The 15,068-nt window shown below is 71.2% G+C and carries 14 protein-coding genes and 1 riboswitch; of the genes, 7 read left to right on the forward strand and 7 right to left on the reverse strand.

Going from position 1 to position 15,068, the window contains the following annotated elements; genetic code table 11:
* Positions 1–23 precede the first annotated feature (23 nt).
* Both ACFWV8_RS32410 and ACFWV8_RS32415 read right to left on the reverse strand, forming a co-directional pair.
* A complete protein-coding gene (locus ACFWV8_RS32410; RefSeq protein ID WP_031231907.1) occupies positions 24–389 on the reverse strand; it encodes an Rv2175c family DNA-binding protein in 366 nt (121 codons plus the stop codon).
* Positions 390–479: 90 nt separating this feature from the next.
* On the reverse strand, positions 480–1,643 hold the full coding sequence (locus tag ACFWV8_RS32415) for an NAD(P)/FAD-dependent oxidoreductase (RefSeq protein ID WP_384212461.1): 1,164 nt from the start codon (positions 1,641–1,643) through the stop codon (positions 480–482).
* Positions 1,644–1,818: 175 nt separating this feature from the next.
* A riboswitch (TPP riboswitch) is annotated at positions 1,819–1,933 on the forward strand.
* On the opposite strand from ACFWV8_RS32415, the gene thiO reads away from it, so the two are divergent.
* From thiO to ACFWV8_RS32440, 5 genes are all read left to right on the forward strand, one after another.
* Entirely contained in the window at positions 1,930–3,213 is a 1,284-nt protein-coding gene (thiO, locus tag ACFWV8_RS32420) for a glycine oxidase ThiO (RefSeq protein WP_384212350.1), read from the forward strand. It overlaps the preceding riboswitch by 4 nt.
* Before the next feature lie 68 nt (positions 3,214–3,281).
* Positions 3,282–3,482, forward strand: coding sequence for a sulfur carrier protein ThiS (gene thiS, locus ACFWV8_RS32425; protein ID WP_384212463.1), 201 nt, complete (start codon positions 3,282–3,284; stop codon positions 3,480–3,482).
* 5 nt (positions 3,483–3,487) lie between these two features.
* Positions 3,488–4,282 carry a thiazole synthase gene (locus ACFWV8_RS32430; protein ID WP_384212353.1) on the forward strand — a complete coding sequence of 265 codons (795 nt, stop codon included), beginning with the start codon at positions 3,488–3,490 and terminating at the stop codon, positions 4,280–4,282.
* A gap of 166 nt (positions 4,283–4,448) precedes the next feature.
* Positions 4,449–6,632, forward strand: a complete 2,184-nt coding sequence (locus ACFWV8_RS32435; protein WP_384212356.1) for a PASTA domain-containing protein — start codon at positions 4,449–4,451, stop codon at positions 6,630–6,632.
* 3 nt (positions 6,633–6,635) lie between these two features.
* A complete protein-coding gene (locus ACFWV8_RS32440; protein ID WP_384212359.1) occupies positions 6,636–7,511 on the forward strand; it encodes a deoxyribonuclease IV in 876 nt (291 codons plus the stop codon).
* Positions 7,512–7,691: 180 nt separating this feature from the next.
* Here the strand turns inward: ACFWV8_RS32440 and ACFWV8_RS32445 are convergent, their stop codons facing one another.
* Positions 7,692–8,324, reverse strand: a complete 633-nt coding sequence (locus ACFWV8_RS32445) for a sulfite oxidase-like oxidoreductase (RefSeq protein ID WP_384212362.1) — start codon at positions 8,322–8,324, stop codon at positions 7,692–7,694.
* 151 nt (positions 8,325–8,475) lie between these two features.
* Between ACFWV8_RS32445 and bfr the strand changes: the two genes are divergently transcribed.
* Complete coding sequence (gene bfr, locus ACFWV8_RS32450) at positions 8,476–8,955, forward strand: bacterioferritin (protein WP_384212365.1); 480 nt, start codon at positions 8,476–8,478, stop codon at positions 8,953–8,955.
* A 15-nt stretch (positions 8,956–8,970) separates the two neighbouring features.
* Here the strand turns inward: bfr and ACFWV8_RS32455 are convergent, their stop codons facing one another.
* The gene (locus ACFWV8_RS32455; RefSeq protein ID WP_384212368.1) at positions 8,971–9,270 is read right to left on the reverse strand and encodes a bacterioferritin-associated ferredoxin; all 300 of its coding nucleotides are present in this window, start codon (positions 9,268–9,270) and stop codon (positions 8,971–8,973) included.
* A gap of 187 nt (positions 9,271–9,457) precedes the next feature.
* Complete coding sequence (locus tag ACFWV8_RS32460; protein WP_384212375.1) at positions 9,458–10,813, reverse strand: class II 3-deoxy-7-phosphoheptulonate synthase; 1,356 nt, start codon at positions 10,811–10,813, stop codon at positions 9,458–9,460.
* Positions 10,814–11,102: 289 nt separating this feature from the next.
* Here ACFWV8_RS32460 and ACFWV8_RS32465 point away from each other — a divergent pair, with 289 nt between their 5' ends.
* Positions 11,103–13,088, forward strand: a complete 1,986-nt coding sequence (locus ACFWV8_RS32465; RefSeq protein WP_384212383.1) for an anthranilate synthase family protein — start codon at positions 11,103–11,105, stop codon at positions 13,086–13,088.
* A gap of 73 nt (positions 13,089–13,161) precedes the next feature.
* On the opposite strand, the gene ACFWV8_RS32470 is transcribed toward ACFWV8_RS32465, so the two are convergent.
* Both ACFWV8_RS32470 and ACFWV8_RS32475 read right to left on the reverse strand, forming a co-directional pair.
* The gene (locus tag ACFWV8_RS32470; protein ID WP_384212391.1) at positions 13,162–14,190 is read right to left on the reverse strand and encodes a 6-phosphofructokinase; all 1,029 of its coding nucleotides are present in this window, start codon (positions 14,188–14,190) and stop codon (positions 13,162–13,164) included.
* 156 nt (positions 14,191–14,346) lie between these two features.
* Positions 14,347–14,991, reverse strand: coding sequence for a response regulator transcription factor (locus tag ACFWV8_RS32475; RefSeq protein WP_329392483.1), 645 nt, complete (start codon positions 14,989–14,991; stop codon positions 14,347–14,349).
* Positions 14,992–15,068 lie beyond the last annotated feature (77 nt).

Consider the following 15,068-nt stretch of genomic DNA (forward strand, 5'->3'; position numbering starts at 1 on the left):
GCGCACGGCCGGTGGTGGTGTCGTCAGACGGCGAGCGCCTGAGCGCGGCGCTTCACCTCCGTACCGCGATTCTCGCTGAGGGCCTGCGCGGGCGTGCCCGGCAGGGACGGGTCGGGAGTGAAGAGCCACTCAAGCATCTCTTCGTCGGTGAAGCTGTCGTCCCTCAGGAGCGTCAAGGTCCCGGCGAGGCCCTTGACGACCTTGTTGCCGTCGATGAAGGCGGCCGGCACCTGGAGCGCGCGGTTCTCCCCGCGGCGCACGGCGATCAGCGTGCCTTCCTTCACCAGCTGACGCACACGCGTCACCTCGATATCCAGCATTTCGGCGATATCGGGCAGGTGAAGCCAGGCAGGGACGAGAGCATCGATCTTTGCGTCAATCTCAGTCACAGGACAAGCCTGCCATCCCGGACTGACAGTCGGAAGCCGAGCGGGACGGCGAACGGGTCGCCGGGCGGTGTCGGGCGAGGTCGGGCTGGGTCAGAGAACCGTCGATTTGAGCGGTACGGCCGGGTCTGCGGCCCGCCGCGTGTCGATCCGCGCGCCCGACGCGACGAGCTTGCGGCCCTGCGCCAGATCACGCGGCCGGCCAACGGTCATCAGCGACACCAGCGCCCCCTCGCGCAGCCACAGGACCGACCAGGCGGCGGTCGCCGGGTCGCCGCGCCACAGCAGCGTGTCGGCCCGCGCGTGATGGCCCGCGTACTGCACGAAGCGGCCGAACTGCTCGGACCAGAAGTACGGCACGGGGTCGTACGGCTCGTGAGCCTCCCCCACGATGTCCGCCGCGACCGTGCGCGGCCCCTGGAGCGCGTTGTCCCAGTGGTGCACCAGCAGCCGCTCGCCGTAGCGGGCCGAGGGGAACGAGGCGCAGTCCCCGACCGCGTACACGTCGGCCCGTGACGTGCGCAGCCGGTCGTCGGCCGTGACGGCGCCCTCGGGGCCGGTCGCGATGCCGGAGCCCGCCAGCCAGGCCGTGGCGGGTCTGGCACCGATGCCCACGACGACCGCGTCCGCCGCCAGCTCGCGGCCGTCGGCGAGGGCCACCGTGCCGGGCCCGACGCCCGTCACGCGCGCGTGGGTGAGGAGTTCCGCGCCGCTCTGCGCGTACCAGTCCCCCATCGGAGTGGCGACCTCGGCCGGCAGGGCGCCCGCGAGCGGACGGTCCGCGGCCTCGACGACGGTCACCGCGCAGTCGGCCTCCCGGGCGGCGGTGGTGAACTCGGCGCCGATCCAGCCCGCGCCGACCACGACGACGTGGTTCCGGCGGTCCAGGACGGGGCGCAGCCGCGCGGCGTCGTCCAGGGTGTGCAGCAGATGGACACCGGGCGTTTCCTCGGTGCCGGGGAGGGTGATCGGTCCGGCGCCGGTGGCGAGGACCAGTACGTCGTACGGGACCGGCCCCGCCGCCGTGTCCACCTCGTGGTCGTCGGGGCGCACGCCGGTCACTTCCAGTCCCAGCCGCAGCTCCAGGGAGAGCGCGTCGAAGTCCACGTCGAAGGCCGAACTCTCCGCCGTCCCAAGGAGGACGGCCTTCGAGAGTGGGGGCCTGTCGTAGGGCTGGTGGGGCTCGGCCCCGATGAGGGTGACGGGGCCGCCGTACCCCAGTTCACGCAGGGCGACGGCGGTCTGTACGCCCGCCATGCCCGCGCCGACGATGACGGTGCGCCGCCGGTCCGCCTGCTTCCGCTGCTCGTTCACCTGATCACCTTAGGGTCTGGCTTTTGGATCGGGCCGGGACGACGACGCCCTTACAGGGCGCGGGGAGCGGGGGTTACGCTGACCCGGAAGCATCTGTCGGCAGTAGCGAACAAGAGACTTCACACCTCGCGGGAGCCCGTACGCACCGGGCTGAGAGGGAGGCTGACGCGGCCTCCGACCGTACGAACCTGATCCGGGTCATGCCGGCGAAGGGAGGAGCTGGACGCCCATGCGCTCATCTCACGTTCCGTTGGAGCAATCCGGTCCGGAGACCTCTCCGGGCAGGTCTCCGGACCCGCCGGCCGGCCAAGGTCCCCGGCACACCGACGTCCTGGTCGTCGGGGGCGGCGTCATCGGCCTCGTCACCGCCTGGCGCGCGGCGCAGCGCGGGCTCGGCGTCACCGTCGTCGATCCCGAGCCCGGCGGCGGGGCCGCGCGGGTCGCCGCCGGGATGCTCGCCCCCGTCAGCGAACTCGACCACGGCGAGCAGACCCTGCTGGGGCTGAACATCGCCTCCGCGCGGCTCTATCCGGACTTCGTCGCCGAGCTGGAGTCGGCCACCGGGCAGGACACCGGCTACCGCGCCTGCGGCACGCTCGCGGTCGCTCTCGACGCCGACGACCGGGCGCGGCTGCGTGAACTCCACGCCCTCCAAAGGAGGTCGGGCCTGGAGTCCGAATGGCTCACCGGTCGCGAGTGCCGGCGGCTGGAGCCGATGCTCGCCCCGGGCGTACGCGGCGGGCTGCGGGCCGACGGCGACCACCAGATCGACCCGCGCAGGCTCGCGGCGGCCCTCGTGACAGCCTGCGAGCGGGCCGGGGTGGTCTTCCACCGGGCGTGGGCCGAGAGGCTGCGGGTCGTCCGGGACCGGGCCGCCGGAGTCACCGTCGGCGGCGGTACCGAACTCGGCGCCGGGCAGGTGGTCATCGCCGGCGGCAGTCTCAGCGGGCGGCTCGCCGGGGTGCCGGACGACGTCCTGCCGCCGGTACGGCCCGTCAAGGGCCAGGTCCTGCGGCTGACGGTGCCGCGCCCGTACGCGCCGTTCCTCTCCCGGACACTGCGGGCCGAGGTCCGCGGCAGCCATGTCTATCTGGTGCCGCGCGAGAACGGCGAGCTGGTCGTCGGCGCCACGAGCGAGGAACTCGGCTGGGACACGACGGTGACGGCGGGCGGGGTGTACGAACTCCTGCGCGACGCCCATGAACTGCTCCCCGGCATCACCGAACTGCCGCTCACCGAGACCCGCGCGGGGCTGCGGCCGACATCGCCGGACAACGCCCCGCTGCTCGGCCCGACCGCGCTGCCCGGCCTGCATCTGGCCACCGGGCACCACCGCAACGGGGTGCTCCTGACACCAGTCACCGGCCAGGTGATGGCCACTGTGCTCACGACGGGTGAACTCCCCGACGACGCACGGCCCTTCACACCGGACCGCTTCTCGCCCACGTTCGCGCCCGGCCAGGCGCCGGGTCTCTCCCCCGCCGTCTCCGCAGGTCAGGAGCAGCACGCATGACAGACACCGTGAATCCGCCCGTCGATCCGCACGCGAACCCTCCCACGAACCCGCCCGCGGACTCCTCCGTGACCGTCTCGGTGAACGGGGAGACCCGCGTCCTCACCGGCCCCGTCACCCTCGACGTCCTCGTCGCGACCCTCACCCCCGCCCCGTCCGGCGTCGCCGCCGCGCTGAACGAGACCGTCGTCCCGCGCGGACGCTGGTCGGCCACCGCCCTGTCCGACGGCGACCGCGTCGAAGTCCTCACCGCTGTCCAGGGAGGCTGAACCAGATGTCCGACGACAGGCTCGTCATCGGCGGCACCGCACTCAACTCCCGGCTCATCATGGGGACGGGCGGCGCGCCCAGCCTCGACGTACTGGAAAGGTCCCTGACCGCCTCCGGCACCGAGCTCACCACCGTCGCCATGCGCAGGCTCGACCCGACCGTGCAGGGCTCCGTCCTGTCGGTACTCGACCGGCTCGGCATCCGGGTGCTCCCGAACACGGCGGGCTGCTTCACCGCGGGCGAGGCGGTCCTCACCGCGCGGCTGGCACGTGAGGCGCTGGGTACCGACTGGATCAAGCTCGAAGTGGTCGCCGACGAGCGGACGCTGCTGCCCGACCCGATCGAACTGCTCGACGCCGCCGAGACGTTGGTGGACGACGGTTTCACCGTCCTGCCGTACACGAACGACGATCCGGTGCTCGCGAGGAAGCTGGAGGACGTGGGCTGCGCGGCGATCATGCCGCTCGGGTCACCGATCGGATCGGGTCTGGGCATCCGTAACCCGCACAACTTCGAGCTGATCACCGGCCACGCGCGCGTGCCGGTCATCCTGGACGCGGGGGCGGGCACGGCCTCCGACGCGGCGCTCGCCATGGAGCTGGGATGCGCGGCGGTCATGCTGGCGTCGGCGGTCACGCGCGCCCAGGAGCCCGTGCTGATGGCCGAGGCGATGCGGCACGCGGTCGAGGCGGGCCGGCTGGCCCACCGCGCGGGGCGCATCCCGCGCAGGCACTTCGCGGACGCCTCGTCTCCCAAGGAGGGGCTGGCGGTACTGGACCCGGAGCGGCCGGCCTTCTGACCCCCGTTCCGGGAGGGCCGGAGGGGGCCCTGGGGGACGGCGGCCGGAAGGGTGTCGGCCGATTGCCGCGAAGTGGTGTGCGCGCTGTCACAAGACGGCTCCATTGGCGCGTCCGGCCTCACCCGGGGCTGCGGGAGTGTCGGTGGCGGCTCGTAGAATCGGCCGGGTGGATACGACGCTCAAGGACCCTCTTGTCGGGCAGGTGCTCGACGGCCGTTACCGCGTCGACGCGCGCATCGCCGTCGGCGGCATGGCCACGGTCTACCGCGCTGTCGACACCCGGCTCGACCGGGTCCTGGCTCTGAAGGTGATGCACCCCGCCCTGGCGACCGACTCGGTCTTCGTGGAGCGCTTCATCCGCGAGGCCAAGTCCGTGGCGCGGCTGGCGCACCCGAACGTGGTGGGGGTCTTCGACCAGGGCGCCGAGGGCGCGTACGTGTATCTGGCGATGGAGTATGTGGAGGGCTGCACGCTGCGCGACGTCCTGCGCGAGCGCGGCGCCCTCCAGCCGCGTGCCGCCCTCGACATCCTGGAGCCGATGCTGGCCGCGCTGGGCGCCGCGCACCGGGCCGGCTTCATCCACCGGGACATCAAGCCGGAGAACGTCCTGATAGGGGACGACGGCCGGGTGAAGGTCGCCGACTTCGGTCTCGTACGGGCCGTCGGCTCGGTCACCAACACCAGCGGCACGATCCTCGGCACGGTCTCCTATCTCGCTCCTGAGCAGATCGAGTACGGCACCTCCGACACCCGGGTCGACGTGTACGCGTGCGGTGTCGTCCTGCACGAGATGCTGACCGGCGCCAAGCCGCACGGCGGGGACACCCCCGCGCAGGTGCTCTATCTCCATCTGAACGAGGACGTGCCCGCGCCGTCCGCCGCCGTGCCCGGAATGGCGATCGAGCTGGACGAGCTGGTCGCGGCGGCCACCGCCCGCAATCCTGAGATCCGCCCCGAGGACGCGGTGGCGCTCCTCGCGATGACCCGGGAGACACGCGCCGCGCTCGACGACGCGCAGCTGGACGCGATGCCGCCGCAGGCGACGACGTCCACGACCACGTCGGCCTCCACCGGCACGAAGGCCGGCAAGGCAGCCAAAGGCGGCAAGGGCCGCACGGGCGGCACAAGGGTGGGCGCCGCTTCGGAGCCGTCCCAGGACAGCCACGACAGCGTCGACGGCGGGGCCGGGCGCTCACGGGACGCCTCCCAGGCTTCCTACGCCCCCTCCGGAGCCACGCCGGCCACCGGTGCGGGTGATGGCCTCGGGGACGGCTCCGACGACCGTACGAGCGTGATTCCGCGCCTTGTCCGCTCCCCGGTGTCGGCCGACGAATCCGGTACGCCCGGCCCGGCCGCCTCCTCGGGAGACGACCAGGTCCGCCGCACCAGCCGGCTCACACTGCCGCCGCCTGGACCGCCCGCCCCGGCGCGACGGCCTCCCGCGCGCCGCCGGGGCGCGTCCGGACCCCCCAGGGGCGTCGTCGCCATCGTGGTGGCCGCGCTGCTGGTGCTCGGTGTGGGCGTCGGGGTCTGGTACATCAACTCCGGGCAGTTCACCCGTGTCCCCTCCGTCCTCGGACAGACCGAGGAGGTCGCGAAGAAGCGTCTCGCCGACGCCGGTCTGGACGCGAAGGTGGAACAGGACTTCAGCGGGACGTTCGAGCGCGGCACGGTCATGCGCACCGACCCCGAGCCGCGGTCGCGGATACGGGGCAACGGGTCGGTGACCCTCGTCATCTCACGCGGCCCGGAGATCGTGCGGGTCCCGGATCTGGCCGGCAAGTCGCTGGCCGACGCCAAGGACGCCCTCAGGAAGGCCGGGCTTGCGCCCGGCGTCGTCACCCGCTCCTTCGACCAGCAGACCGATCAGGGCGACATCATCCGCACCCAGCCGAAGGCGGGTACGGAGCTGCGGCCCGACGCGGGTGTCGCGCTGGTCGTCAGCAAGGGCAGCCCGGTCCACATGCCCGACGTGACCGGTCAGTCCGAGGAGGAGGCGACCGCCTCGCTGGAGGACGCGGGACTCGACGTGAGGATCGCGGCCGAGCGGGTCAACTCCCCCGAGGACGCCGGGTCGGTGGCCAGGCAGTCCGCGAAGGAGGGCACCAAGCTCGCCCGCGGCGACAGGGTCACGCTGACCATCTCCAAGGGCCCGCGGATGATCGCCGTCCCGGACGTCACCGGGAAGTCGATAGACGCCGCGAAGACGGAGCTGTCGGAGGCGGGCTTCGAGGTGAAGGTCGACCGGAGCTTCCCGTTCCTGGACGACACCGTGGAGAAGCAGTCCGTCGACGGCGGCGAAGAGGCCCCCGAGGGCAGCACCATCACCATCACGACCAAGGGAATCTGAGGCTTGACGCTCCCCGACCGCCCGCGCAATCCCGTAGGCGGCCATGTTCCGGTGGCGGGCGGTCTCGCCCGCGTGGGGCTGGCCTGGGCACGTGACATCGGCGCCGAGACCGTCCAGGTCTTCGTCGCCAACCCGCGGGGCTGGGCGACACCGCGCGGGAATCCCGCGCAGGACGAACGGTTCCGCGCGGAGTGCGCGGCCGAGGGGCTGTCCGCGTACATCCACGCGCCCTACCTGATCAACTTCGGCTCCCACACGCCTGAGACGGCCGAGAGGTCCGTGGAGTCACTGCGGCACAGCCTTCGCCGGGGCCGGGAGATCGGCGCGCCGGGCGTCGTCGTGCACACCGGATCGGCGACCGGCGGGCGGACGCGCGAGGTGGCGCTGGCGCAGGTACGGGAGCTGCTGCTGCCGCTTCTCGACGAGTTGACGCACGACGACGACCCGTATCTGCTGCTGGAGTCGACCGCGGGGCAGGGCTCCTCGCTCTGTTCGCTGGCCGGGGACTTCGGTCCGTACTTCGCCGCGCTGGACTCGCACCCCAAGCTCGGTGTCTGCCTCGACACGTGCCACATCTTCGCCGCGGGCCACGATCTGGCCGCGCCCGGCGGGACACGCCGGACGCTGGACGAGCTCGTGGAGACGGTGGGTCCCGGGCGCCTGCGGCTGATCCACGCCAACGACTCCAAGGACGTCTGCGGCGCCCTCAAGGACCGCCATGTGAACGTCGGCGCGGGCCATATCGGCGAGGAGCCGTTCCGGGCGCTGTTCTCGCATCCGGCGACCGAGGGCGTTCCGCTGGTGATCGAGACCCCCGGCGGCAAGGAGGGCCACGCGGCGGACGTGGCCCTGCTCAAGAAGCTGCGCGAGCACGGGTAAGGCCCCGGGTCCTGTCCTAAGGGCTGTCCCGTAATCCCCGGTGGATCAGCGCGCGGCGTCAGATGCGGTGCATCGCAAGGCGGAGGGTCGCCCTCATACTGGGCGTATTCGGGCGATCCGACAACGCGGCGAGGTGCCGTAGCTGTCGTCGTGCGCCCGCCGGGGATTACGGGACAGCCCTTAGATCTCGGGGCCGTCTCCGGGGACTTCCTGGTAGGAGTAGCGCTGCTCGGACCAGGGGTCGCCGATGTTGTGGTAACCGCGCTCCTCCCAGAAACCGCGGCGGTCGGCGGTCATGTACTCCACGCCCCGGACCCATTTCGGGCCCTTCCACGCGTAGAGATGCGGGACGACGAGCCGCAGCGGAAATCCGTGCTCGGCGGTGAGGAGTTCGCCGCCTTTGTGGGTGGCGAAGACGGTCCGCTCCGACGCGAAGTCGGCGAGCCGGATATTGGCGCTGTAGCCGTACTCGGCCCAGACCATCACATGGGTCACGGTGGGCGCGGGCGGCGCCAGTTCCAGGATCGTGCGGGCGAGTACACCGCCCCATTCGGCCCCGAGCATGCTGAATTTTGTGACGCAATGCAGATCGGCGACAACCGTGGAGAACGGCAGGGCCGAAAACTCCTCGTGATTCCAGCAGTGCTTGTCACCGTCGGCCGTGGCGCCGAAGACCCGGAACTCCCAGCGCTCCGGCTTGAACTTGGGCACGGGCCCGTAATGGGTGACCGGCCAGCCGCGCTGGAGCCGCTGCCCCGGCGGAAGCCCGGACTGCGCGGACTCCCGCTCTTCCCGGCTTTCCGGCTGACCCATGCCTTCCATGGTGACAGACCGCGAAGGGTGGTCATGACCAGGTACCGACCGATTCGGGCAACTACTACTAAGGATGGACTTACTGGACGCTTTTCATGCGTGGTGCAAGGATGCGCGAACTGCCACTCCCCGTGCGGAAGGAGTCTCTGCGATGCAGGGCGACCCCGAGGTCATCGAGTTCCTGAATGAGCAGCTGACCGCCGAATTGACCGCGATCAACCAGTACTTCCTGCACGCGAAAATGCAGGAGAACTTCGGTTGGACGAAGCTCGCGAAGTACACCCGGTCCGAGTCGTTCGACGAAATGAGGCACGCGGAGGTTCTGACCGACCGGATTCTCTTCCTGGAGGGCCTGCCGAATTATCAGCGGCTTTTCCATGTACGGGTCGGCCAGACGGTCACCGAGATGTTCAGTCTCGACCGGCAGATCGAGATCGAGGCGATCGACCGGCTGCGGCGCGGGATCGAGCTCATGCGGGCCAAGTCCGACATCACGTCCGCGAAGATCTTCGAGTCGATCCTCAAGGACGAGGAGCACCACATCGACTATCTGGAGACCCAGCTCGATCTGGTCGAGAAGCTCGGCGAGCCGCTCTACATCGCCCAGTTGATCGAGCAGCCGGACAGCTGACGGCGCAGCCGCCCGTCAGGCGGCTTCCAGGCCGGCCGAGGTGGCCACAGCCTGTACGGCACCCGACTGCGCGAGCACCGGCCGCACCGGCTGGGAGACCGCCGTCTCCACGATCGCGGGCTCCGCGGCCGTCCCCAGCAGCTCACGACGGGGGCAGCCGCCGCGCCCGAGGAGCGACTGGATGCTTCGTACGCACGACCCGCAGTCGGTGCCGGCCTTGGAGGCCGACGCGATCTGGCGGGGGGTGCACGCGCCCGCCTCCGCGTGTTCCCGTACCTGCTGCTCGGTGATGGCGAAGCAGGAGCAGATGTACACGCGGTTCACCTCCCGGCGGGGTCGTTGGCTGGCGCCGTCCCCGTCTGAACGGTGAGGCAAACCTAACCTTACCCGCCGCCCGGCGTGCGCGACAGACCCCCCTGCATGGGTGGGGCGCGGATCACATCGCGATCCGCGCCCCACTCCCCGTATGTCTCCGCGTGTCCGCCGCGGCTGCCGTCAGGTCCTACTGCGCCCGGTACATCTCCGCGACCAGGAAGGCCAGATCGAGCGACTGGCTGCGGTTGAGCCGGGGGTCGCAGGCCGTCTCGTACCGCTGGTGAAGGTCGTCGACGAAGATCTCGTCGCCGCCGCCCACACATTCGGTGACGTCCTCGCCGGTCAGCTCGACATGGATGCCGCCCGGGTGCGTGCCGAGGGCCTTGTGGACCTCGAAGAAGCCCTTGACCTCATCCAGCACGTCGTCGAACCGGCGGGTCTTGTGGCCGGACGCCGCCTCGAAGGTGTTGCCGTGCATCGGGTCGGTCACCCAGGCCACGGTCGCGCCGGACGCGGTGACCTTCTCGACCAGCTCGGGGAGCTTGTCCCTGACCTTGTCGGCGCCCATCCGGACCACGAAGGTCAGCCGGCCGGGCTCGCGCTCGGGGTCGAGCCGGTCGATGTAGCTGAGCGCGTCGTCCACGGTCGTCGTCGGGCCGAGCTTGATGCCGATCGGGTTGGCGATCCGCGAGGCGAACTCGATGTGCGCGCCGTCCAGTTGACGGGTGCGCTCGCCGATCCAGACCATGTGGCCCGAGACGTCGTACAGCTTGCCGGTGCGTGAGTCCACGCGGGCCAGCGCCGACTCGTAGTCGAGGAGCAGCGCCTCGTGCGAGGAGAAGAACTCGACCGTACGGAACTCGGCCGGGTCGGTGCCCGCCGCCTTCATGAAGTTCAGCGCGTTGTCGATCTCGCGGGCGAGCCGCTCGTAACGCTGGCCGGACGGGGACGACTTCACGAAGTCCTGGTTCCAGGCGTGCACCTGGCGCAGGTCCGCGTAGCCACCGGTCGTGAAGGCACGCACCAGGTTGAGCGTCGCGGCGGACGCGTGGTACATCCGCTTCAGGCGCTCGGGGTCCGGGACGCGGGCCTCTTCGGTGAAGGCGAAGCCGTTGACGGAGTCGCCGCGGTAGGTGGGCAGCGTCACGCCGTCGCGCGTCTCGGTGGGCTTGGAGCGCGGCTTCGAGTACTGGCCGGCGATCCTGCCCACCTTCACGACCGGCACGGCAGCCGCGTAGGTGAGGACCGCGCCCATCTGGAGCAGGGTCTTGAGCTTGCTGCGGATCTGCTCGGCGGACACGCCGTCGAAGGCCTCCGCGCAGTCGCCGCCCTGGAGCAGGAACGCCTCGCCCTTGGCGACGGCTCCCATCCTGGCGCGCAGCTGGTCGCATTCGCCCGCGAAGACGAGCGGCGGATAGCTTTCGAGCTCCGCGACGGCAGCGCGCAGAGCCTCGGCATCGGGATACTCGGGCTGCTGCGCCGCGGGGAGGTCTCGCCAGGTCGCCTGCACGGCGGGTGCTCGGGTGTCAGCGTTCACGGTCACGCGGACAACATTACGGGGTCCCGGAGGCCGTCCATGTCCTCTCTCAGTGGTTGAGACGTCTCTCCGCGTCCGTTTCACCCGCGGGGGATGTCGGTTATGCTCCGCGACATGTTGGCGCAGCTGAACCAGGCTTGGTGGTGGACCGCACATCCGGCGGTCCGCTGATTCACGCGCTCGACACCGAATCGCAAGGCCGCCCGAGGGGCGGCCTTCCGTGTTTCCCGGCCCGTCGGCCGGCACGGACCGGGAATCGGGGCCGTTCCTCTTCTCCGGAAGGAACCCCACCCGTATGGACATCACTCGCGTTGACGCCATCCGTACAGAGAGCACCGGTGCGGACAGCACCGGCACGGACACCCGCGCGCTCCTGGCCCGGCTCACCGGCGACGGCTGCCCGCCCTTCGCCCTGCTGCGCCGCCGTACGCCGGGGCGGGACCACGACACCGTGGAGCTGCTCATCGGCGAGGTGCGCGAGGTGGCGCGGCTGGCCGACATCCCGGCGGAGGACGAGCGCCCCTCGCTCGCCCTGGTGCCGTTCCGGCAGATCCGGGAGCGCGGTTTCGACGCGCACGACGACGGCACCCCGCTGGCGGTGCTGGTCGCCGACGAAACGTACGAGCTGCCGCTCGCGGAGGTTCTCGCGCACCTGCCCGCGCACCACGTCCAGGTCGAGGACGGTGCCTTCGACGTGGACGACGAGCGGTACGCGGACGTCGTCCGGCGTGTCGTCGAGGACGAGATCGGGCGTGGCGAGGGCGCCAACTTCGTCATCAGGCGGACCTTCGAGGGCCGGATCCCCGGCTTCGGGCGCGCCGACGCGCTCGCGCTCTTCCGGCGGCTGCTGGCCGGTGAACGCGGCGCGTACTGGACGTATGTGGTGCACACCGGGGACAAGGGCGGCCGGACCCTGGTCGGGGCCAGCCCCGAGGTGCATGTGCGGATGAGCGGCGGCACCGTCGTGATGAATCCCATCAGCGGGACGTTCCGCTATCCGCCGGAGGGGCCGACCACCGAGGCGCTGCTCGACTTCCTCGGCGACCGCAAGGAGACGGACGAGCTGTCCATGGTCGTCGACGAGGAACTCAAGATGATGTGCACCGTGGGTGACATGGGCGGGGTGGTGATCGGCCCCCGGCTCAAGGAGATGGCTCATCTCGCGCACACGGAGTACGAGTTGCGCGGGCGGTCCTCGCTCGATGTGCGTGATGTCCTGCGGGAGACGATGTTCGCCGCGACCGTCACGGGATCGCCGGTGCAGAACGCCTGCCGCGTCATCGCGCGGTACGAGCCGCTGGGGCGGGACGGGACGGGGCGCGGCTACTACGCGGGCGCGCTGGCCCTCGTGGGGAGGGACGCGGGCGGGGCGCAGACCCTCGACTCGCCGATCCTGATCCGGACGGCCGACATCGGCGCCGACGGCGGGCTGCGCGTGCCGGTCGGGGCCACGCTCGTACGGCACTCCGACCCGGCCGGCGAGGTCGCCGAGACCCATGCCAAGGCGGCGGGGGTGCTGACGGCGCTGGGCGTGCACCCGGGGCGGCCGGACGGCTCCTCCGTACGGAAGGCGCTCGCGGACGACCCGCGCGTACGGGCGGCGCTGGACTCGCGGCGCGCGCAACTGGCGCCGTTCTGGCTGAAGATGCGGGAGCGCTCGGCGTCGCTGACGGGGCACGCGCTGGTCGTCGACAGCGAGGACACCTTCACGTCGATGCTCGCGCACCTGCTGCGGTCGGCCGGTCTGGAGGTGACCGTACGGCGGTACGACGAACCAGGCTCCGGTACGGAGGCGGCGCTCGCGCACCGGGGACCCGTGGTGCTCGGCCCGGGGCCGGGAGATCCGTCGGACGCCGCCGGGTCCCGGATGCGTACGCTGCGCGCGCTGACCGCCGCGCTGCTGCGCGAGCACCCGCACGGGCTGCTGGGTGTCTGCCTCGGCAACGAGCTGATCGCGGCGGAGCTGGGGCTCGGGACGGCGCGCAAGCGGCTGCCGTACCAGGGCGCGCAGACCCGGATCGACCTCTTCGGCCGGACGGAGACCGTCGGCTTCTACAACAGCTTCACCGCGCGCTGCGACGACGAGCGGGCGGCGGCGCTGGCGGCGCGCGGCATCGAGGTGAGCAGGGACGGCGCGGGGGAGGTGCACGCGCTGCGCGGACCGGGCTTCGCCGGGGTCCAGTTCCATCCGGAGTCCGTGCTGACGCTGCGCGGGCCGGAGATCGTCGGTGATCTCCTCGCCGGCGCGATGCGCGGCAGCGGGGCGGAGCGCCTGCGCTGACCGGCCGGCCGGCGGCTGGCCGTACGTACGCCACCGCGCGTGCGTACGGCCATGGCCGGTGATCGGTGACCGGTCAGCCGAAGAAGACGCCGACTTCTTTGTAGAGCTCCGGCTGGACCGTCTTGAGTTCCGCTATCGCCTCCGAGATCGGGACGCGCACGATGTCCGTGCCACGCAGGGCGACCATCTTGCCGAAGTCGCCGTCCCTCACGGCCTCGATCGCGTGCAGCCCGAAACGCGTGGCCAGCCACCGGTCGAACGCGCTGGGCGTACCACCGCGCTGCACATGCCCGAGGACCGTGGTCCGCGCCTCCTTGCCGGTGCGCTTCTCGATCTCCTTGGCGAGCCACTCGCCGACACCCGACAGCCGGACATGGCCGAAGGAGTCCAACGTCCCGTCCTTGAGAATCACCTCGCCGTCCTTGGGCATCGCGCCCTCGGCGATGACCACTATGGGCGCGTAGGAGGCCTTGAAACGGGAAGTCACCCAGGCGCAGACCTGGTCGATGTCGAAGCGCTGTTCCGGGATGAGGATGACGTTCGCGCCGCCCGCGAGACCCGAGTGCAGGGCAATCCAGCCCGCGTGCCGCCCCATCACCTCGCAGACGAGGACGCGCATGTGCGACTCGGCGGTGGTGTGGAGGCGGTCGATGGCCTCCGTCGCGATGCCGACCGCCGTGTCGAATCCGAAGGTGTAGTCGGTGGCCGAGAGGTCGTTGTCAATGGTCTTGGGCACGCCGACACAGGGCACGCCGTGTTGGTCGGAGAGCTGGGCCGCCACGCCCAGGGTGTCCTCGCCGCCGATCACGATGAGCGCGTCGACCCCGCCGTCCGCGAGGTTCTCCTTGATCCGGCGGATGCCGTCGGCCGCCTTGAGCGGATTGGTGCGCGAGGATCCGAGGATGGTGCCACCGCGGGGCAGGATGCCCCGCACGGTGGGGATGTCGAGCCGTACGGTGTCGCCTTCCAGCGGTCCGCGCCAGCCGTCCCGGAAGCCGGTGAACTCGTACCCGTACTCCTGGACGCCTTTGCGTACGATGCCTCGAATGACCGCGTTGAGCCCTGGGCAGTCGCCGCCCCCGGTCAATACTCCGACCCGCATGGAAACACTTCCCTTCGCCGTCGGTGACGCACCTGAGCCACGCCTGAGTGACACAGGTCACCCCGGCATGGTGCGCAGGGTCATTTCCGTAACACCAGAGGGCGGTGAGGGGCGGTTGCCGATCGGCGGTGGTGCGCACGGCGCGCCGGCGGCGCGTCACACGTCGTCGAGGCCGCGCTCGATCGCGTACCGCACCAGCTCCACGCGGTTGTGCAACTGGAGCTTGCCGAGGGTGTTCTGTACGTGGTTCTGCACCGTGCGGTGCGAGATGACCAGGCGCTCGGCGATCTGCTTGTACGAGAGCCCCTTGGCGACCAGGCGCAGCACCTCGGTCTCGCGGTCGGTCAGCTGGGGTGCCTTGGGCTCGTCGGACGCGGCGGGCGCGGGCTCCGAGGCGAGCCTGCGGTACTCGCCGAGGACCAGTCCGGCGAGTCCGGGGGTGAAGACCGGGTCGCCGACGGCGGTGCGCCGTACGGCGTCCGTCAGCTCGGCCGTGCTGGCCGACTTCAGCAGATAGCCGGTGGCGCCGGACTTCACCGCTTCGAGTACGTCGGCGTGCTCGCCGCTCGCCGAGAGGACCAGGACCCGCAGGCCGGGCTGGGAGCCGACCAGTTCCTTGCAGACCTGGACACCGGGCATGCCGGGCAGGTTGAGGTCGAGGACGATCACGTCGGGGGTGGTGGCCGTCGCGCGGCGCACCGCCTGGGGACCGTCGCCGGCCGTCGCCACCACGTCGAAGCCGGCCTCGGTGAGGTCGCGGGCGACGGCGTCGCGCCACATGGGGTGGTCGTCGACCACCATCACGCGCGTCGGTCCTGCCACGGCGCCGTCCGCGCCCCCGGCGCCCTCGCCGCGCTCGTTCTTCTCCGTCTGCTCGC

This window comes from Streptomyces sp. NPDC058665, from assembly GCF_042714995.1.
GTDB lineage: Bacteria > Actinomycetota > Actinomycetes > Streptomycetales > Streptomycetaceae > Streptomyces.